This window comes from Burkholderia sp. Bp9016, assembly GCF_003857765.1.
Lineage (GTDB): Bacteria > Pseudomonadota > Gammaproteobacteria > Burkholderiales > Burkholderiaceae > Burkholderia.
In genome coordinates this window covers 13,484-31,936 of the sequence record NZ_QTPY01000011.1, presented here as the reverse complement: position 1 = coordinate 31,936, position 18,453 = coordinate 13,484, and the positions used below count along the sequence as shown (strand labels likewise).

At 64.8% G+C, this 18,453-nt stretch carries 16 protein-coding genes and 1 other RNA gene; 11 read left to right on the top strand and 6 right to left on the bottom strand.

What is annotated here, in order from left to right:
* Nucleotides 1–10: 10 nt before the first annotated feature.
* Complete coding sequence (locus tag DIE13_RS15105; RefSeq protein WP_124827938.1) at nt 11–1,588, bottom strand: formate dehydrogenase beta subunit; 1,578 nt, start codon at nt 1,586–1,588, stop codon at nt 11–13.
* Nucleotides 1,585–2,085 carry an NAD(P)H-dependent oxidoreductase subunit E gene (locus DIE13_RS15100; protein ID WP_124827937.1) on the bottom strand — a complete coding sequence of 167 codons (501 nt, stop codon included), beginning with the start codon at nt 2,083–2,085 and terminating at the stop codon, nt 1,585–1,587. The genes DIE13_RS15105 and DIE13_RS15100 overlap by 4 nt, the downstream gene beginning before the upstream one ends.
* Nucleotides 2,086–2,216: 131 nt before the next feature.
* Between DIE13_RS15100 and DIE13_RS15095 the strand changes: the two genes are divergently transcribed.
* The 3 genes from DIE13_RS15095 to DIE13_RS15085 all read left to right on the top strand — a co-directional run bounded on the left by DIE13_RS15095 (nt 2,217) and on the right by DIE13_RS15085 (nt 4,342).
* Nucleotides 2,217–3,323 carry a substrate-binding domain-containing protein gene (locus DIE13_RS15095; RefSeq protein ID WP_124827936.1) on the top strand — a complete coding sequence of 369 codons (1,107 nt, stop codon included), beginning with the start codon at nt 2,217–2,219 and terminating at the stop codon, nt 3,321–3,323.
* 101 nt (nt 3,324–3,424) lie between these two features.
* Nucleotides 3,425–3,694 (top strand): hypothetical protein, encoded by a 270-nt coding sequence (locus DIE13_RS15090; RefSeq protein WP_124828086.1) that lies wholly within the window; start codon nt 3,425–3,427, stop codon nt 3,692–3,694.
* A 300-nt stretch (nt 3,695–3,994) separates the two neighbouring features.
* Nucleotides 3,995–4,342: a DUF4148 domain-containing protein gene (locus DIE13_RS15085; RefSeq protein ID WP_124827935.1), complete on the top strand. Its 348-nt coding sequence runs from the start codon at nt 3,995–3,997 to the stop codon at nt 4,340–4,342.
* Between the two features lie 269 nt (nt 4,343–4,611).
* On the opposite strand, the gene ssrA is transcribed toward DIE13_RS15085, so the two are convergent.
* From ssrA to ompA, 4 genes are all read right to left on the bottom strand, one after another.
* Nucleotides 4,612–4,981: a transfer-messenger RNA gene (ssrA, locus tag DIE13_RS15080) on the bottom strand.
* Between the two features lie 17 nt (nt 4,982–4,998).
* Nucleotides 4,999–5,715, bottom strand: coding sequence for a phosphoglycolate phosphatase (gph, locus tag DIE13_RS15075; RefSeq protein ID WP_124827934.1), 717 nt, complete (start codon nt 5,713–5,715; stop codon nt 4,999–5,001).
* Between the two features lie 13 nt (nt 5,716–5,728).
* Nucleotides 5,729–6,427 (bottom strand): bifunctional 2-polyprenyl-6-hydroxyphenol methylase/3-demethylubiquinol 3-O-methyltransferase UbiG, encoded by a 699-nt coding sequence (ubiG, locus tag DIE13_RS15070; protein ID WP_096503730.1) that lies wholly within the window; start codon nt 6,425–6,427, stop codon nt 5,729–5,731.
* Nucleotides 6,428–6,579: 152 nt separating this feature from the next.
* A complete protein-coding gene (gene ompA, locus DIE13_RS15065) occupies nt 6,580–7,248 on the bottom strand; it encodes an outer membrane protein OmpA (protein WP_096503732.1) in 669 nt (222 codons plus the stop codon).
* A 539-nt stretch (nt 7,249–7,787) separates the two neighbouring features.
* On the opposite strand from ompA, the gene gyrA reads away from it, so the two are divergent.
* The 8 genes from gyrA (at nt 7,788) to rpsA (ending at nt 18,431) form a co-directional block, all read left to right on the top strand.
* Nucleotides 7,788–10,391 carry a DNA gyrase subunit A gene (gene gyrA / locus DIE13_RS15055; protein WP_124827933.1) on the top strand — a complete coding sequence of 868 codons (2,604 nt, stop codon included), beginning with the start codon at nt 7,788–7,790 and terminating at the stop codon, nt 10,389–10,391.
* An 82-nt stretch (nt 10,392–10,473) separates the two neighbouring features.
* Nucleotides 10,474–11,073: a DUF2059 domain-containing protein gene (locus tag DIE13_RS15050; RefSeq protein ID WP_040144902.1), complete on the top strand. Its 600-nt coding sequence runs from the start codon at nt 10,474–10,476 to the stop codon at nt 11,071–11,073.
* Nucleotides 11,074–11,245: 172 nt separating this feature from the next.
* Nucleotides 11,246–12,328 (top strand): 3-phosphoserine/phosphohydroxythreonine transaminase, encoded by a 1,083-nt coding sequence (gene serC, locus DIE13_RS15045; protein WP_124827932.1) that lies wholly within the window; start codon nt 11,246–11,248, stop codon nt 12,326–12,328.
* 34 nt (nt 12,329–12,362) lie between these two features.
* Entirely contained in the window at nt 12,363–13,445 is a 1,083-nt protein-coding gene (pheA, locus tag DIE13_RS15040) for a prephenate dehydratase (protein ID WP_124827931.1), read from the top strand.
* Nucleotides 13,446–13,632: 187 nt separating this feature from the next.
* Nucleotides 13,633–14,559: a prephenate dehydrogenase/arogenate dehydrogenase family protein gene (locus DIE13_RS15035; protein WP_124827930.1), complete on the top strand. Its 927-nt coding sequence runs from the start codon at nt 13,633–13,635 to the stop codon at nt 14,557–14,559.
* Between the two features lie 13 nt (nt 14,560–14,572).
* The gene (aroA, locus tag DIE13_RS15030) at nt 14,573–15,877 is read left to right on the top strand and encodes a 3-phosphoshikimate 1-carboxyvinyltransferase (RefSeq protein WP_124827929.1); all 1,305 of its coding nucleotides are present in this window, start codon (nt 14,573–14,575) and stop codon (nt 15,875–15,877) included.
* Nucleotides 15,878–15,890: 13 nt separating this feature from the next.
* Nucleotides 15,891–16,577 carry a (d)CMP kinase gene (gene cmk / locus DIE13_RS15025; protein WP_124827928.1) on the top strand — a complete coding sequence of 229 codons (687 nt, stop codon included), beginning with the start codon at nt 15,891–15,893 and terminating at the stop codon, nt 16,575–16,577.
* A gap of 141 nt (nt 16,578–16,718) precedes the next feature.
* A complete protein-coding gene (rpsA, locus tag DIE13_RS15020) occupies nt 16,719–18,431 on the top strand; it encodes a 30S ribosomal protein S1 (RefSeq protein WP_096503780.1) in 1,713 nt (570 codons plus the stop codon).
* Nucleotides 18,432–18,453: the final 22 nt, after the last annotated feature.

The following is an 18,453-nucleotide window of genomic DNA, read 5'->3' as shown; positions in this document are numbered from 1 at the left end:
TCCTTCTGGGTCAGGCCGCAGCCTTGACCGGACCCGACGCGGCTTGCTTGCCGGCGGCGAGCCCGAAATCTTCGGGGAAATGGTCGAGCGCGGACAGCACCGGGTACGGCGTCATCCCGCCCATCGCGCACAGCGAGCCGGCGAGCATCGTGTCGCACAGATCGCGCAGCAGCGTGACCTGACGCTCCGACGTGTCGCCCTGGCGGATGCGGGCGATCGTCTCGACGCCGCGCGTCGATCCGATCCGGCACGGCGTGCACTTGCCGCACGATTCGATCGCGCAGAACTTCATCGCGTATTCGGCGAGTTCGGCGAGATTCGACGTGTCGTCGTGCAGCACGATGCCGCCGTGACCGACGACTGCACCGATCGCCGTGTAGGCCTCGTAGTCGAGCGGCACGTCCCACTGGTGTTCGGGCAGGTAGGTGCCGAGCGGGCCGCCCACTTGAGCGGCACGCGCGGGGCGGCCGCTTGCCGTGCCGCCGCCGTAGTCGAACAGCAACTCGCGCAGCGTGACGCCGAATGCGAGTTCGACGAGCCCGCCGTGACGGATGTTGCCCGCGAGCTGGAACGGCAGCGTGCCGCGCGAGCGGCCCATCCCGTAGTCGCGATAGAACGCGGCACCACGCGCGAAGATCACCGGCGCCGTTGCGAGCGTGATCACGTTGTTGATCACGGTCGGCTGGCCGAACAGGCCGGCGAGCGCGGGCAGCGGCGGCTTCGCGCGCACGACGCCGCGCTTGCCTTCGAGCGATTCGAGCAGTGCCGTTTCCTCGCCGCACACGTACGAGCCCGCGCCTTTCGCGACGTGCAGGTCGAACGCATGCGCGGAGCCGAGCACGTGTTCGCCGAGCCAGCCGGCTGCGCGGGCGCGCTCGATCGCGGTTTCGAGCGCCGCGATCGCGTGCGGGTATTCGCTGCGCACGTAGATGTAGCCGAGCGTCGCGCCCGTCGCGATACCCGCGATGATCATCCCTTCGATCAGGCAGTACGGGTCGCTTTCCATGATCAGGCGGTCGGAAAACGTGCCCGAATCGCCTTCGTCCGCGTTGCAGACGATGTACTTTTGCGCGGCGCTCGCGTGCCGGACGGTACGCCACTTGATGCCTGCCGGAAAGGCCGCGCCGCCGCGGCCGCGCAGCCCCGATTCGATCAGCGTCTCGCATGCGGCAGCGCCGTCGAGCGCGAGGGCGTTCTTCAGGCCGGCGAGGCCGTCGTGCTTCAGGTAGTCGTCGATCGACAGCGGGTCGGTCAGGCCGATGCGCGCGAAGGTCAGGCGCTGCTGGCGGGCGAGATACGGCAAGGCGTCGACGAGGCCGATGCCGCTCGGATGCGCGCCGCCGTCGATCCAGTTCGCGTCGAACAGGCTCGGTACGTCGGCGGCCGACAGGTTCGCATAGCCGACGCGTCCAGCGGCCGTGCCGACCTCGACGAGCGGTTCGAGCCAGAGCAGACCGCGCGAGCCGTTGCGGATCAGCTCGATCTCGATGCCGCGCCGTTCGGCTTCCGCGACGATTGCGCCGGCCAGCGCGTCGGCGCCGAGCGCCAGCGCGGACGAATCGCGCGGAACGTAGATGCGGGTCGTCATGCGGCCTCCGGGGTGTGAGCGGCCGCGTCGGCGAGCAGTGCGTCGAATTTCTCCGGCGTGACCTTTGCGTGCAGCACGCCGTTGACCGTCATCGACGGCGATTGAGCGCACAGTCCGAGGCAGTAGACCGATTCGAGCGCGACTGCATCGGGTGCGTGCGCATTGGCGCCGTTGCCGTGTGCCGCGTCGAACCGGCAACCCGTGCGTGCTTCCGCATGCGCGGCCAGCGCTTCACAGCCCATGCTGCGGCATGCTTCGGCGCGGCACATCTGGATCGTCACGCGTGCGGGCGGCGAGGTGCGGAAGTGATGGTAGTAGGTGAGCACACCGTGGACTTCCGCGCGCGACAGGTTCAGCGTCTTCGCGAGCGGTGCGACGCAGCCCGCCGGCACGTAACCCGCGTCGTCCTGGATCGCGTGCAGGATCGCGACGAGCGAGCGGCCGGCGCGCGCATGGCGCTCGACGAGCGCGTCGGGCGCATGGGAATTCGGGGACATCGGTTATGCTCCTCCAAAGTCTCATATGCGCTCGAAATTCATATAGTACGCATCGGGACTTCGTTCTGATTGATTTACACCAACGATAAGCGGAAGATTTCGCAGTCGCAATAGGAGATTGGAGTGCATAATTGATTCAAATCGAATGCGACGCGTATCTGACCGTACGCGACACCGAGGGCCGCACGGCCAGTCTGTCGGACGTCGCGCCGTTGCTGGAACTGGTGGCCGACACAGGCAGCATCGCGCAGGCCGCGCAGGCGAAAGGGTTGTCGTATCGGCACGCTTGGGGCATGCTGCGCGCGCTGGAGGCGTGCGTCGGCGCGGCGTTGATCGAAACCGCGCGCGGCAAGGGATCGACGCTGTCGGAACTCGGGCAGGCGATCGTCGACGCGCAGCGCCTCGCGCGCAGTCGTCTCGACGGCAACTTGCGCGCGCTGGCGGCCGAAGTGGCGAGCGACCTGAACCGGCGGCTCGCGCAGCGCGACGGCGCCGTGCGCATCCATGCGTCGCACGGCTACGCTGTCGCGACACTCGTTTCCGCGCTCGTCGACGCGCAGGCAGCCGTCGACATCAAGTATCGGGAGAGCGTCGAGGCCGTCCAGGCGCTCGCGCGCGGCGAATGCGAGTTGGCCGGCTTCCATCTGCCACGCGGCGCGTTCCGTGAGCAGTGTGCGCAGATCTACCGGCCATGGCTCGACGATACGCGTCACGTGCTCATTCATCTGACGCGTCGCCAGCAAGGGTTGTTCGTGCCGCGGGGCAATCCCAAGCAGGTCTGCGGGCTTGCCGATCTCGCCCGCAACGACATTCGTTTCGTCAATCGGCAGCCAGGGTCGGGCACCCGGATGCTGCTGGATCTTGCGCTGCGCGCGATCGGCATCGATCCCGAGCGCATCGACGGCTATGCGTCGGCCGAGCTCACGCACTCGGCAATCGCGGCGTTCGTCGCAAGCGGGATGGCCGATCTCGGCTTCGGCGTCGAGCCGGCCGCGCATCACTTCGGGCTCGACTTTATCCCGGTCGTCGACGAGGACTATTACTTCGCGTGCGAGCGCGCGCGGCTTGGCTCGCGGCCGCTCGCCGGGGTGCTGGCATTGCTGCGCGATGCGCGTTTCGTCGAGCGCGTCGCACATCTCGACGGTTACGATCCGGCGGCATGCGGAACGCTGACCGGCATCGCGACGGGGCTGGCCGGCAGCGACGGCGCGGCTGCGCCGGACGGCAATGCACGGTAACGAGGCCCGGATTGGATCGCGCTGCAGCAGCGGGGGATTTGCGCTACGCTTGCCGCTTGATCAACGTTCCAACAAGCACGCCGTTCAGGCGTCATCCCGCCATGAAACTTTCCGTTCACCTCTCCGCGGCAGCGTTGACCGCGGGGCTTCTGGTCGCCGTATCGCCGTTTGCATTTGCGCAGAATTCGCCGGGCGTACCCGGCGGCATCCTGAGCGACCAGTTTCGCCTGAACGAGCATCCGCAGATGCCGTTCGCTGCGTCGGCGCCGTCGCAGAAATATCAGTCCGGCAAGAAGTCGGCGCTGCGTCGCAAGGGTGACATGGGTGACCCGGACGGCTGCAACTTGAAGTGCCCGATGGATAGCCAGTAAAGATCGGCGCAGGCGCGCTGCAAGGTTGCGGGCACGCGCCTGACCGATGGCCACACGGGGTCCGTGCGGTTCTCTTCGAGCCCCGCGAAGCTTGCTGCTTCGCGGGGCTCGTGCTTTATGGCGCATCGACGTGCAATGCGGCAAACGAGGAGGGTGGAATTTAGGGTTAACCCTTGATTCAGGAAGAATGTCTTCCACAAACCTGCCTTATTCTTAAGCACTCACCTACATAAACTTTGGTTTGTCAGCGGTGAACGAGGTGTCCACCGCGAAAACAGACAAATGTGGAGGTAGGTCATCATGAAGTCGCTCGTTCAAGCCGTTGTCGTTGCTGCCGCTCTCGTTGCCCCGGTCGTGTCGTTCGCGCAGTCCGGCTCGGCACTCACCCGTGCACAGGTTCGCGCCGAACTGGTTCAACTGCAGCAAGCGGGTTACAACACTGCCCGCGGCGAAGATCCGCACTATCCGGAAGCCATCCAGGCTGCCACCGCTCGTGTCGCAGAGCAGCAGCGCCTCGCCCAGGCACAAGGCGTCGACGCCAGCGGGTACGGCGCGCAAGCGCAAGGCGCATCGGCATCGGGTTCGCGCGCAATGGGCGTGCGCCCGGCCAGTGCTGAAGAAATGAAGTCGCTGTATCGCGGCAGCTAAGTCGTGCATCGCCCGGTGGGCCGCGTGCCGGTTGCGACGACGCGTCGCGCCCCGGTTGCGGTGCCGGGCAGCACGCCGTTCGGCGGTCGATGACCGCGCGGGCGGCACCGAACACCCGTCACCTCCTGTCGCCGGAATACCGGCGGCATTCCGCCCGGCCCGTCCGTGGCTGGGCGCTTTTTCGGAAGGAGCGGGACGTGTGGTTTCACCGGCAACAAAAAACCCCGCAGACTTGCGTCGTGCGGGGTTCGTGCGTCAAGCGCGGAATTTGGTGGAGGCGGCGGGAATCGAACCCGCGTCCAGAAGCGCTCCACGACTAGTTCTACATGTTTAGTTCAGTCATTTGATTTAACCGCAGCGACGCGGACGAACACGCTGCACTACGGCGATTCGCTAGGTTTTCGACCCTGGCGTCGCGACGCCGACAGGGCTTAACTGACGTAAATGACCTCTGTCGGTATTGCTACCGGTCTTGCGACACTAGCCCGTCAGTGAACTAGGCAGAGGACGGCGGCCGTTAGGCTGCCAGTGCGAACGTATCGTCGTTTGCAGTTACGATTTTCCCATTGATTAACGAGGTGACGGGTCCTCGACATGCCCTAGCCGCTTCACAACCCCTGTCGAAACCAGGTCGCCCCCGCGGATAAGATCAATCATTATATCCCAACATGGCGCAGCAGTTCGCGCAGTTGCTGCGTCGAGCCGACGAGATGCTGTGCTTGCCAGTCGGCTGGCGCGGCGCCGTCGCCGCAATAGCCGTACGCGGCCGCGACCGTCGCCATGCCTGCCGCACTGCCGGCCTGGATGTCGCGAAGATCGTCGCCGACATAGGCAATGCGCTCCGGCGCGAGCGACAAGCGCTTGGCCGCATGCAGCAGCGGGGCCGGATGCGGCTTCGGGTGTGGCGTCGTGTCTCCGCCGACGACGCAGCCCGCGCGCTGCGCGAGGCCGAGCAGCTCGACGAGCGGAGTGGTGAGGCGCATCACCTTGTTCGTGACGATGCCCCAGCGCACGCCGCGCGCATCGAGTTCGTCGAGCACATCGCCGATGCCGGGGAACAGCGACGTGTGCACGCAGATGTCCGTTGCGTAATTGGCCAGGAACTCGTCGCGCATCGCTTCGTAGCCGGGCGTTTGCGGGTTGATGCCGAATGCACCGCCGAGCAGGCCGCGCGCACCGGCGGATGCCAGCGGCCGCAGCACGTCGAGCGGTGTTTCCGGCAGGTCACGCACCCGCTGCATCTTGTGTACGGCCGCCGCGAGATCGGGGGCGGTGTCGGCGAGCGTGCCGTCGAGGTCGAACAGCACCGCATCGCAGTGCAGCAGGCGCGGCTCATCGAGTGCGGCCTGCGCGGTCGAAAGAGGAGTCGTCATGCCAGTCGGAAGGTCACGCGCCGCGGCGGCACGCGACGAGGTAGTTGATGTCGGTGTCGTTCGACAGCGCGAAGCGCTTGCCGATCGGATGATAGGTGATGCCCTTGATGTCGACGATGTGCAGATCCGTCGCGCGCACGAAGCCGGCCAGTTCCGACGGGCGGATGAAGCGCGCGTAGTCGTGGGTGCCCTTGGGCAGCATTTGTGCGATGTATTCCGCGCCGATCACGGCGAACAGGTACGACTTCAGGTTGCGGTTCAGCGTCGAGAAGAACACCCAGCCGCCCGGCTTCACGAGCGTCGCGCACGCGGAAACCACGCCGGCGGGCGACGGCACGTGCTCGAGCATCTCCATGCAGGTGACCACGTCGTAGCTGCCCGGCTCACGTTCGGCGATCGCCTCGGCGGCGATCGCCTCGTAGTCGACCGTGATGCCGCTTTCGAGGCTGTGCAGGTCGGCGACGCCGAGCGCTTCGGTCGACAGGTCGATGCCTTTCACCTGCGCGCCGAGTCCGGCCATCGATTCGGACAGGATGCCGCCGCCACAGCCGATATCGAGTGCGCGCTTGCCGGCCAGGTGGGCATGTGCGTCGATCCAGCCGAGCCGGACCGGGTTCAGGTCATGCAGAGGCTTGAATTCGGCATTCGGATCCCACCACCGATGGGCGAGGTCGCTGAATTTCTGGAGTTCGTGCGGATCGGCGTTGGTCATGTCGGCAAACGGGCTACGGAAGGAGGGCGGTGCGTCGGTACGTCAGCCCCGAGTATATAAGCGGGCGGACGACGAGGCCAGCGAGCGCCTGAGCGGGCGTCAAAGAAAAAGCCCCGCCGGAGCGGGGCTTTGAAGCAGTCGAAAACCGCGGCTTAGTTTGCCGGAACGGTCGTCTTCTGGACTTCTTGCGTACCGACCACTTCGACTTCCACGCGGCGGTCCGGTGCGAGGCAGGCGATCAGCTGCTTGCGGTTCTTCTGGTTGCAGCCAGTCGTAACCGGGTTGCGCTTGCCCTTGCCTTCCGTGTAGATCTTGTTCGACGGAACGCCCTTGCTGACCAGGTACGACTTGACAGCTTGCGCACGGCGCAGCGACAGACGATCGTTGTACTTGTCCGAGCCGATGCGGTCCGTGTAGCCCGTTGCGACGACCACTTCCGTGTTCATGCCTTCGATCTTCGAAGCCAGTTCGTCCAGCTTTTGCTTGCCGGCCGGCTTCAGCGTTGCCTTGTCGAAGTCGAACAGTGCGTCGGCTTGGTACGTGATCTTCTGGCTCGTGATGGCCGGAGCGACCGGAGCGACCGGCGGCTGCGGTGCCTGGGCGACCAGTGCGCCATCGCACTTCGCGTTGGCGGTGGCCGGCGTCCAGAATGCGTCACGCCAGCAGAGCTCGTTCGTGCCGTTCATCCACACCCATTCGCCCGTGCCGTTCACCCAGTTGTCGTTGACGGCTTGACGCGACGCCGGCACCGACTGTGCCGAAGCGGATGCAGCCATAACTGCGGTAGCTGCAATGAACGCGAGCTTTGAAAGTTTATTCATATTTCTCCTCTCGAAATTGAGATTACCGCAGGTTTACTGCGAGCCTGTTGACGGTGACAAGTCATACATTGCTCGAAGTATAACATTGGTGCGGCACAAAAAACGCGGCACCGCTCTGTGTAGACTTCGAGCAGCGTCTAACTTTCAGTGCGTTGGCATTTTGCCATATCGTTCCCTTCCTACGAAAAAAAATCCTCCCCACCCCAAGATCGCCTCAACGTTTGTGGTGCATGCGCAACACCGGCCTGCCGTAACTTTTAGAGATTGTCAAGAGCGGGCGCGCGAAATTGCGGGAAGGCCGGCAAGTGGTTTACTCGCGGGCTTGGCGCGGATCCGGTGCAACCCTGGTCCGTCTTGAAGGGTACGATCGCGGTCGATCCGGCCCGTGTCGCCGTGGCCACGATTTTTGCTGTTTACATATAGTGTGTGGCCGGCGAATTGGCGGCTGATGGGCGCATGTTAGAATCTCGCGTTGCGTTGCGCATGCAGCGCCCACGCGAAAGGCGTTCGCCGTCTTCGCTCCGAAACGATACGGATACATGGATCAATTCGCCAAAGAGACCCTGCCCACCTCCCTAGAGGAGGAAATGCGCCGTTCGTATCTCGATTACGCGATGAGCGTGATCGTCGGACGTGCCCTTCCGGATGTCCGCGATGGCCTGAAGCCCGTGCACCGGCGCGTACTGTTCGCGATGCACGAACTGAACAACGACTGGAACCGCGCGTACAAGAAATCGGCGCGTATCGTCGGTGACGTGATCGGTAAGTATCACCCTCACGGCGATACCGCGGTATACGACACGATCGTGCGGATGGCGCAGGACTTCTCGCTGCGCTACATGCTGATCGACGGGCAGGGCAACTTCGGCTCGATCGACGGCGACAATGCCGCGGCGATGCGCTACACCGAAATTCGCATGGCGAAGATCGGTCATGAGCTGCTTGCCGACATCGATAAGGAAACGGTCGACTTCGAGCCGAACTACGACGGCAACGAGACGCAGCCGTCGGTTCTGCCGTCGCGCATTCCGAACCTGCTGATCAACGGCTCGTCGGGCATCGCGGTCGGCATGGCGACCAACATTCCGCCGCACAACCTGAACGAAGTCGTCGACGCGTGCCAGCATCTGCTGGGCAACCCCGACGCGACGATCGACGAGCTGATCGAGATCATCCCGGCGCCGGACTTTCCGACGGCCGGCATCATCTATGGCGTCGCCGGCGTGCGCGATGGCTACCGCACCGGGCGCGGTCGCGTCGTGATGCGCGCGGCCACGCACTTCGAGGAGATCGACCGCGGCCAGCGGATGGCGATCATCGTCGACGAACTGCCGTACCAGGTCAACAAGCGCTCGCTGCTCGAGCGTATCGCCGAACTCGTCAACGAGAAGAAGCTCGAAGGCATCTCCGACATTCGCGACGAGTCCGACAAGAGCGGCATGCGCGTCGTGATCGAGCTGAAGCGCGGCGAAGTGCCTGAAGTGGTGCTGAACAACCTGTACAAGGCGACGCAGCTGCAGGACACGTTCGGCATGAACATGGTCGCGCTCGTCGACGGCCAGCCGAAGCTGCTGAATCTGAAGGAAATCCTGCAGTGCTTCCTGTCGCATCGACGCGAAGTGCTGACGCGCCGCACGATCTACGAGCTGCGCAAGGCCCGCGAACGCGGCCACGTGCTCGAAGGTCTCGCGGTCGCGCTTGCGAACATCGACGAATTCATCGCGATCATCAAGGCCGCGCCGACGCCGCCGATCGCGAAGCAGGAGTTGATGGCGAAGCCGTGGGATTCGTCGCTCGTGCGCGAGATGCTCACGCGTGCCGAGACGGACAACGCCGCGGCAGGCGGCCGCTCCGCATATCGTCCGGAAGGCCTGAACCCGGCGTTCGGGATGCAGGCCGACGGGCTGTATCGCCTTTCCGACACGCAGGCGCAGGAAATCCTGCAGATGCGTCTGCAACGCCTGACCGGTCTCGAGCAGGACAAGATCATCGGCGAGTATCGCGAAGTGATGGCGCAGATCGCCGACCTGCTGGACATCCTCGCGCGCCCCGAGCGGATCACGACGATGATCGGCGAAGAGCTGACGACGGTGAAGGCCGAATTCGGCGACGCGCGCCGCTCGAAGATCGAGCTGAACGCAACCGAACTGAATACGGAAGACCTGATCACGCCGCAGGACATGGTCGTCACCATGTCGCACGCTGGTTACGTGAAGTCGCAGCCGCTGTCCGAGTATCGCGCGCAGAAGCGCGGCGGTCGCGGCAAGCAAGCGACGCAGATGAAGGAAGACGACTGGATCGAAACGCTGTTCATTGCGAACACGCACGATTACATCCTGTGCTTCTCGAACCGCGGTCGCGTGTACTGGGTCAAGGTCTATGAAGTGCCGCAGGGCTCGCGCAACTCGCGCGGTCGCCCGATCGTCAACATGTTCCCGCTGCAGGACGGTGAGAAGATCAACGTCGTGCTGCCGGTCAAGGAGTTCTCGGCCGACAAGTTCATCTTCATGGCGACGTCGCTCGGCACCGTGAAGAAGACGCCGCTCGAAGCATTCAGCCGCCCGATGAAGAAGGGCATCATCGCGGTCGGCCTCGACGAGGGCGACTACCTGATCGGCGCATCGATCACCGATGGCGCGCACGACGTGATGCTGTTCTCCGACGCCGGCAAGGCCGTGCGCTTCGACGAGAACGACGTGCGCCCGATGGGTCGCGAAGCGCGCGGCGTACGCGGCATGCAGCTCGAGGACGGGCAGCAGGTCATCGCGCTGCTGGTCGCCGGCAGCGAAGAGCAGACCGTGCTCACCGCGACCGAGAACGGCTACGGCAAGCGCACGCCGATTACGGAGTACACGCGTCACGGCCGCGGCACGAAGGGGATGATCGCGATCCAGACGTCCGAGCGCAACGGCAAGGTCGTCGCCGCGACGCTCGTCGACGCCGAGGATCAGATCATGCTGATCACGACCGCGGGCGTTTTGATTCGTACTCGTGTGTCCGAGGTTCGCGAGATGGGGCGCGCTACGCAAGGTGTTACACTCATCAGTCTCGATGAGGGTACCAAGCTCTCCGGCCTGCAGCAGATCGCGGAAGCCGAAGAGGGCGATGGCGAGGCCGACGAGGCGTCGGACGGCGAAGCCTGAGAACGGATGAGACTCGAGCCGCCGCAGGCGTAAGACGCCGCGGTCGGCGAGCAACCATTCATATTTCCAAGAGGGAGTGATGATGCAAAAGCAATTCAAGCAACTGGTTCTGCTGGCTGCACTGGTGCCGACGTTTGCGATGGCGCAAGCGCTGTCGAATTCAGCACCGGCTGCAACCGCAGCAGCTGCGCCGATCGATGCCGACAAGAAGGCGGCGATCAAGGATCTGCTCGACGCGATCGACGCGCCGAAGCTCGTGTCGGCTATCGGCAATAGCGCCGAAATGCAGGCAAAGCAACTCGTTCCGGCGATCCTGTCGGACGCGCTGTCGGAAAACAAGACGCTGAACGACAAGCAGAAGCAGGCTGCCGTGCCGACGCTGCAGAAGAACGCGGTGCCGAAGCTGGTTGACGGCGCAGGCAAGGTGTTCGGTACGCAGCAGTTCCAGAACGACGCGATGTCGGCCCAGTACGACGCATACGCGAAGTACTACAGCACGTCGGAGATCAAGGATCTGACGACGTTCTACAAGAGCCCGACGGGCCGCAAGTTCATCCAGGTTCAGGATCAGGTTGGCCGCGACGTGGTCAACGGCCTGATGCAGAAGTACATGCCGCAAGCGATCCAGGCAACGCGTGCACAGGCTGACAAGGAAGTCGCGGCAGTCAAGCCGGGCAAGTAAGCCGTCCGGGCACGCGCCCGGCCGTTCGGCCGGGTTTGGCGGGAGCCTGATGACAGTGCGATAATGGCCGTTTGCGCGCGAGCGCAAACGGCCATTCCTTTTTTGGCGCGGCTCAATTGCAACTGACATGCGGCGGCAAGCCGCCGGTCGCGTCCCTCCCGAGGTTTTCACGATGCGCGTCTTTAATTTCTCCGCCGGCCCTGCGGCGCTGCCAGAGGAAGTGTTGCGGCAGGCTGCCGACGAAATGCTCGACTGGCATGGCAGCGGCATGAGCGTGATGGAGATGAGCCACCGCGGCAAGGAGTTCATGTCGATCCACGAGGCGGCGCTCGCCGACCTGCGCGAGTTGCTCGGCGTGCCGGCGAGCCACCGGATCCTGTTCCTGCAGGGCGGCGGTATTGCCGAGAACGCGATCGTGCCGATGAACCTGCTCGGCTCGCGCAAGACGGCCGACTTCGTCGTGACGGGCTCGTGGTCGCAGAAGTCGTTCAACGAGGCGAAGAAATACGGCACGCCGCATCTGGCCGCGTCGGGCAAGACGGCCGACGGGTTCACGCGCGCGCCGGGCCGCGCCGAGTGGCAACTGTCGGACGATCCCGCCTACGTGCATCTGTGTACGAACGAAACGATCGACGGCGTCGAGACGTTCGAGATTCCGGATCTCGGCGACGTGCCGCTCGTCGCGGATGTGTCGTCGCACATCCTGTCGCGCCCGATGGACGTCGCGAAATACGGCGTGCTGTTCGGCGGCGCGCAGAAGAACATCGGGATGGCCGGCGTGACGGTGCTGATCGTGCGCGAGGATCTGCTCGATCGCGCGCAGCCGATCTGTCCGTCCGCATTCGAATGGAAGACCGTCGCCGCGAACAACTCGCTGTACAACACGCCGCCCACCTATGCGATCTATATCGCGGGCCTCGTGTTCCAGTGGCTGAAGCGGCAGGGTGGCCTCGAGGCGATGGAGGCACGAAATATAGAGAAGGCCAAGCTGCTCTACGACACGATCGATGGGAGCAGCTTCTATCTGAACAAGGTCGAGCCGGCGGTACGTTCGCGGATGAACGTGCCCTTTTTCCTGGCCGACGAAACGCGCAACGAAGACTTCCTTGCCGGCGCAAAGGCGCGCGGGCTGCTGCAGCTGAAGGGCCACAAGTCCGTCGGCGGCATGCGGGCGTCGATCTACAACGCGGTGCCGCTCGAGGGCGTGAAAGCGCTCGTCGAGTACATGAAGGACTTCGAGCAGCGCGGCGCCTGACGGCGACGCGGCTCAAACAGCACGGCAACTACGCATGGACGACGAACTGAATTCCCGCCTGAAACCGCTGCGTGATCGTATCGACGCGATCGACGCGCAGCTGATCGCGCTCCTGAACCAGCGCGCCGCGGTGGCGCTGGAGGTGGGCGAGGTCAAGAAGCATTTCAACGCGCCGGTGTTCCGGCCGGAGCGCGAGCTGCAGGTGATCGCGCGCCTGCAGGACATGAGCGCGGGGCCGCTCGCGAGCGAGCACATCAGCGCCATCTGGCGCGAGATCATGGCCGCGAGTCGCGCGCTCGAGCAGACGATCCACGTCGCGTTTCTCGGGCCCGTCGGCACATACAGCGAGCGGGCGATGTTCGAGTATTTCGGCCAATCGATCGAAGGGCTCCCGTGTCCGTCGATCGACGAGGTCTTCCGCTCGGTCGAAGCCGGCGCGTCCGCATTCGGCATCGCACCGGTCGAGAATTCGACCGAAGGCGCCGTATCGCGCACGCTCGACCTGCTGCTGCAGACGCAGTTGCTGATCAGTGGCGAGCTCGCATTGCCGATCCATCACAACCTGCTCACGCAGAACGGCACGCTCGAAGGCGTGACGCGCGTATGCGCGCATGCGCAGGCGCTCGCGCAATGCCAGCAGTGGCTGGCCGCGAACGCGCCACAACTCGAGCGGCAGGCCGTGTCGAGCAACGCCGAGGCCGCGCGTCTCGCCGCGGCCGACCCGAGCGTCGCGGCGATCGCCGGCGATCGCGCGGCCGCGCACTACGGGCTGCAGATCGCGTTCTCGCTGATTCAGGATGATCCGCACAATCGCACGCGCTTCGTGATCATCGGCAAGCAGCCGGCGGGGCAGAGCGGTCACGACCAGACGTCGCTGATCGTCTCGGTGAAGAACGAGCCGGGCGCCGTATTCAAGCTGCTCGAACCGCTCGCGCGGCACGGCGTGTCGATGACGCGCTTCGAATCGCGTCCTGCGCGCGTCGGCACGTGGGAGTATTACTTCTACATCGACATCGAAGGGCACCGGGACGAGGCGGCCGTGGCCGCCGCGCTCGCGGAGCTCGGCCAGAAGGCCGCGTTCCTGAAGATACTCGGTTCGTATCCGCGCGCGCGCTGACGCGCAGCGGCCCGTCACCTGCCACGCGCAGGCGGCGCGGCGAAGCGGGCAAGGCAGGCCGGACGGCGCTGCCGAAGGCGGGTTCGGGTGGTATCCGGCGCAGATCGAGTCGGATGCGGGCCCGTTGCCCGGAATCTGGACTTCCGTGCGCGGGGCGTTGTTCCGCGTGCGTCACTTGGCTCTTGTCGTGTCAGGCTTTGCATTCAACAAATTGGTCATCTTCGGCGTCGGCCTGATCGGCGGATCGCTGGCTCGCGCATTGCGCGAGCGCACGCCGGGCAGCGCGGGCGAGGTCGTCGGCGTCGGCCGCTCGCGTGCCTCGGTCGAACGCGCGCTGGCGCTCGGTGTGATCGATCGCGCGGCCGCGCTCGACGACGACGCGCAATTGCGCGACGCGCTGGCTGGTGCGGATCTCGTGCTGCTGGCCGCGCCGGTCGCGCAAACGGGCCCGCTGCTCGCACGTATCGCGCCGTGGCTCGGCGATGCGACGATCGTGACCGATGCGGGCAGCACCAAGTCCGACGTCGTCGCGGCCGCGCGCGCAGCGCTCGGCGAGCGGATCGCGCAGTTCGTGCCGGGGCATCCGATCGCCGGGCGCGAGTCGAGCGGCGTCGAAGCCGCACTGCCGGATCTGTACGTCGGCCGCAACGTCGTGCTGTGTCCGCTGCCGGAGAATGCTCGCGAATCGGTCGCGCGGATCGACGCGATGTGGCGGGCGACCGGCGCCGATGTGCGCATGATGAGCACGGCGCAGCACGATCGCGTGTTTGCGTCGATCAGCCATCTGCCGCACGTGTTGTCGTTCGCGCTCGTCGAGCAGATTCTCGGCGAGGCGGACGCCGAACTGAAATTCTCGTACGCGGCCGGCGGTTTCCGCGATTTCACGCGGATCGCGGCGTCGAGCCCCGAAATGTGGCGCGACGTGTGCGTCGCGAATCGTGCGGCGCTGCTCGACGAACTCGACGGGTATACGCGCGTGCTCGCACGGCTGCGCGATGCGATCGACGCCGGCGACGGCGCGGCGCTCGAAGCCGTGTTCGCGCGCTCGCGCGCCGCACGCAAGGCATGGCAGGAGCGCGGTGCGCAGCCCGCTGCCGAACCGGTCAAGAAATAACAGGACGATTCCCATGGACTATCTCGATCTCGGCCCGTATTCCAGCGCAGCGGGCACCGTGCGCCTGCCCGGCTCGAAGAGCATCTCGAACCGCGTGCTGCTGCTCGCGGCGCTCGCCGAAGGCGACACGACGATCACCAACCTGCTGGATTCAGACGACACGCGCGTGATGCTCGATGCGCTCGGCAAGCTCGGCGTGAAGCTCGATCGCGAAGGCGACACCTGTGTCGTCGCCGGCACGCGCGGCGCATTCACCGCGAAGACGGCCGATCTGTTCCTCGGCAACGCGGGCACGGCCGTGCGGCCGCTGACGGCCGCGCTCGCGGTCAACGGCGGCGACTATCGCGTGCACGGCGTGCCGCGCATGCACGAGCGGCCGATCGGCGATCTCGTCGACGGCCTGCGGCAGATCGGCGCGCAGATCGACTACGAACTGAACGAAGGCTATCCGCCGCTGCGGATCAAGCCCGCGACCGTTACGGTCGACGCGCCGATCAGCGTGCGCGGCGACGTGTCAAGCCAGTTCCTCACCGCGCTGTTGATGACGCTGCCGCTCGTGAAGGCGAAGGACGGAAAGACCGTCGTCGAAGTCGACGGCGAGCTGATCTCGAAGCCGTACATCGACATCACGATCCGGCTGATGGAGCGCTTCGGCGTGAGCGTCGAGCGCGACGGCTGGCAACGCTTCATCGTGCCGGCTGGCGTGCGCTATCGTTCGCCGGGCCGGATCATGGTCGAGGGCGATGCGTCGTCGGCCTCGTACTTCCTCGCGGCCGGCGCGCTCGGCGGCGGCCCGCTGCGCGTCGAGGGCGTAGGGCGCGCGAGCATCCAGGGCGACGTCGGCTTCGCTAACGCGCTGATGCAGATGGGCGCGAACGTGTCGATGGGCGACGACTGGATCGAGGTGCGCGGCATCGGCCACGACCACGGCAAGCTCGAGCCGATCGACATGGACTTCAACCTGATTCCCGACGCGGCGATGACCATCGCGGTCGCGGCGCTGTTCGCGAGCGGCACGAGCACGCTGCGCAACATCGCGAGCTGGCGCGTGAAGGAGACCGACCGCATCGCCGCGATGGCGACCGAACTGCGCAAGGTCGGTGCGATCGTCGAGGAGGGCGCCGACTATCTCGTCGTCACGCCGCCGCAACAGCTCACGCCGAACGCAGCGATCGACACGTACGACGATCACCGGATGGCGATGTGCTTCTCGCTCGTCAGCCTGGGCGGTGTGCCGGTCCGGATCAACGACCCGAAGTGCGTCGGCAAGACGTTCCCCGACTATTTCGACCGCTTCGCCGCGCTCGCCAAAGCCTGACCCGACTGACCCGATGAAATCGACCCGACCCTTTCACCCGACTCCCGTCATCACGATCGACGGCCCGACTGCTTCCGGCAAGGGCACCGTCGCGGCGCTCGTCGCTGCCCATCTGGGCTTCCACTTGCTCGACAGCGGCGCGCTGTACCGTCTCGCGGCGCTCGCGAGCGTACGCTACGGCATCGCGGCGGAGGACATCGACGCGCTTGTAAAACTGATCGACGATCTACACATCACGTTTCGCGAAGGCTGCGCGCAGCTCGACGGCGTCGACGTGTCGAACGACATCCGCGCCGAAGCGGTGGGCAACCGCGCGTCCGCTATTGCCGTGCACGGGCCGGTGCGTACCGCGCTCGTCGCGCGCCAGCGCGCGTTCCGCAAGACGCCGGGCCTCGTTGCCGACGGGCGCGACATGGGCACCGTGATCTTCCCGGATGCGGTGCTGAAGGTGTTCCTGACGGCCAGCGCCGAGGCACGCGCGGCCAGACGGCATAAGCAATTGATGCAAAAAGGTTTTTCTGCTAATATTGATAACTTGCTCCGGGATCTGCGTGAACGTGACGCGCGCGATAGCAATCGCGCGGCCGCGCCGCTGAAGCCCGCGGCAGATGCCAAGCTGCTCGATACGTCAGCGCTGTCGGTCGATGAAGCCGTCGACCATGTGCTGCAGTGGTACCGGGCGCTCGGTCAGCCGGCCTGAGAAGGCAGGCAGCGGTAGGTGCTCCGCGCCGCAAGCGTGGAGCGTGTTTCAAACCCTTAACCCCGTATGGCCTCGATCTGGCCCTTTCAGCCTGCCATTCCGGCCGGCGTGGCACAGCGATCCATGCACAATCAGATTTTTATGTCCGACCTGCAAACCTCCACCCCGAATACCGAATCCTTTGCGGCTCTGTTCGAAGAGTCGCTGACCCGTCAAGACATGCGCGCCGGCGAAGTGATTTCCGCCGAAGTCGTGCGCGTCGACCACAACTTCGTGGTCGTCAATGCAGGCCTGAAGTCCGAGGCTTACATTCCGATCGAGGAATTCCTGAACGATCAGGGCGAGGTTGAGGTGCAGTCGGGCGATTTCGTGTCCGTCGCAATCGACGCGCTCGAAAACGGCTACGGCGACACGATCCTGTCGCGCGACAAGGCGAAGCGCCTTGCATCGTGGCTGTCGCTGGAAAAGGCCCTCGACAACAACGAACTCGTCACCGGCACGATCACCGGCAAGGTGAAGGGCGGCATGACCGTGATGGTCAACGGCATCCGCGCGTTCCTGCCGGGTTCGCTGGTCGACACGCGTCCGGTCAAGGACACGACCCCGTACGAAGGCAAGACGCTCGAGTTCCGCGTGATCAAGCTCGATCGCAAGCGTAACAACGTCGTGCTGTCGCGTCGTGCAGTGATCGAAGCAACGCAAGGCGAAGAGCGCGCGAAGCTGCTCGAAACGCTGAAGGAAGGCGCGATCGTCAACGGCGTGGTCAAGAACATCACCGACTACGGCGCGTTCGTCGACCTCGGCGGCATCGACGGCCTGCTGCACATCACCGATATCGCATGGCGTCGTGTGCGTCACCCGAGCGAAGTCCTGTCGGTTGGCCAGGAAGTCACCGCGAAGATCCTCAAGTTCGACCAGGAGAAGAACCGCGTCTCGCTGGGCATCAAGCAACTGGGCGACGATCCGTGGGAAGGCATCTCGCGCCGTTACCCGTCGGGCACGCGCCTGTTCGGCAAGGTCACGAACATTACCGACTACGGCGCATTCGTCGAAGTGGAATCGGGCATCGAAGGCTTGGTCCACGTGTCGGAAATGGACTGGACCAACAAGAACGTTGCTCCGTCGAAGGTTGTCCAGCTGGGCGACGAAGTCGAAGTCATGGTCCTCGAGATCGACGAAGACCGTCGTCGTATCAGCCTCGGCATGAAGCAATGCAAGCCGAATCCGTGGGATGACTTCAGCCGCAACTTCAAGAAGGGCGACAAGATCACGGGCGCAATCAAGTCGATCACCGACTTCGGCGTGTTCATCGGTCTGCCGGGCGGCATCGACGGCCTGGTCCACCTGTCGGACCTGTCGTGGAGCGAAGCCGGCGAAGAAGCTGTTCGCAAGTACAAGAAGGGCGACGAAGTCGAAGCAATCGTGCTCGGTATCGACGTCGAGAAGGAGCGCATTTCGCTCGGCATCAAGCAACTCGAAGGCGACCCGTTCAGCAACTACGTTGCAATGAACGACAAGGGCTCGATCGTCGACGGCGTTGTGAAGTCGGTCGATGCGAAGGGCGCGGTTATCACGCTGACGGGCGACATCGAAGGCTACCTGCGTGCATCCGAAATCTCGCAGGATCGCGTCGAAGACGCACGCAACGTGCTGAAGGAAGGCGACAAGGTCAACGCGATGGTGATCAACATCGATCGCAAGTCGCGTGGCATCAACCTGTCGATCAAGGCGAAGGATTCGGCTGAACAACAGGAAGCGATCCGCGGCCTGCAGTCGGACACCAGCTCGGCTGCGACCGGTACGACCAACCTCGGCGCGCTGCTGAAGGCGAAGCTCGACGGCCAGAACCAGTAAGCCTTACGAGGTCTGCTGAAGT

Excerpts from the sequence above, each read along its gene's own strand:
- DIE13_RS15105 (WP_124827938.1), bottom strand. The coding sequence starts at position 1,588 with ATGACGACCCGCATCTACGTTCCGCGCGATTCGTCCGCGCTGGCGCTC.
- DIE13_RS15100 (WP_124827937.1), bottom strand. The coding sequence starts at position 2,085 with ATGTCCCCGAATTCCCATGCGCCCGACGCGCTCGTCGAGCGCCATGCG.
- DIE13_RS15090 (WP_124828086.1), top strand. The coding sequence starts at position 3,425 with ATGAAACTTTCCGTTCACCTCTCCGCGGCAGCGTTGACCGCGGGGCTT.
- DIE13_RS15085 (WP_124827935.1), top strand. The coding sequence starts at position 3,995 with ATGAAGTCGCTCGTTCAAGCCGTTGTCGTTGCTGCCGCTCTCGTTGCC.
- gph (WP_124827934.1), bottom strand. The coding sequence starts at position 5,715 with ATGACGACTCCTCTTTCGACCGCGCAGGCCGCACTCGATGAGCCGCGC.
- ubiG (WP_096503730.1), bottom strand. The coding sequence starts at position 6,427 with ATGACCAACGCCGATCCGCACGAACTCCAGAAATTCAGCGACCTCGCC.
- ompA (WP_096503732.1), bottom strand. The coding sequence starts at position 7,248 with ATGAATAAACTTTCAAAGCTCGCGTTCATTGCAGCTACCGCAGTTATG.
- gyrA (WP_124827933.1), top strand. The coding sequence starts at position 7,788 with ATGGATCAATTCGCCAAAGAGACCCTGCCCACCTCCCTAGAGGAGGAA.
- DIE13_RS15050 (WP_040144902.1), top strand. The coding sequence starts at position 10,474 with ATGCAAAAGCAATTCAAGCAACTGGTTCTGCTGGCTGCACTGGTGCCG.
- serC (WP_124827932.1), top strand. The coding sequence starts at position 11,246 with ATGCGCGTCTTTAATTTCTCCGCCGGCCCTGCGGCGCTGCCAGAGGAA.
- pheA (WP_124827931.1), top strand. The coding sequence starts at position 12,363 with ATGGACGACGAACTGAATTCCCGCCTGAAACCGCTGCGTGATCGTATC.
- aroA (WP_124827929.1), top strand. The coding sequence starts at position 14,573 with ATGGACTATCTCGATCTCGGCCCGTATTCCAGCGCAGCGGGCACCGTG.
- cmk (WP_124827928.1), top strand. The coding sequence starts at position 15,891 with ATGAAATCGACCCGACCCTTTCACCCGACTCCCGTCATCACGATCGAC.
- rpsA (WP_096503780.1), top strand. The coding sequence starts at position 16,719 with ATGTCCGACCTGCAAACCTCCACCCCGAATACCGAATCCTTTGCGGCT.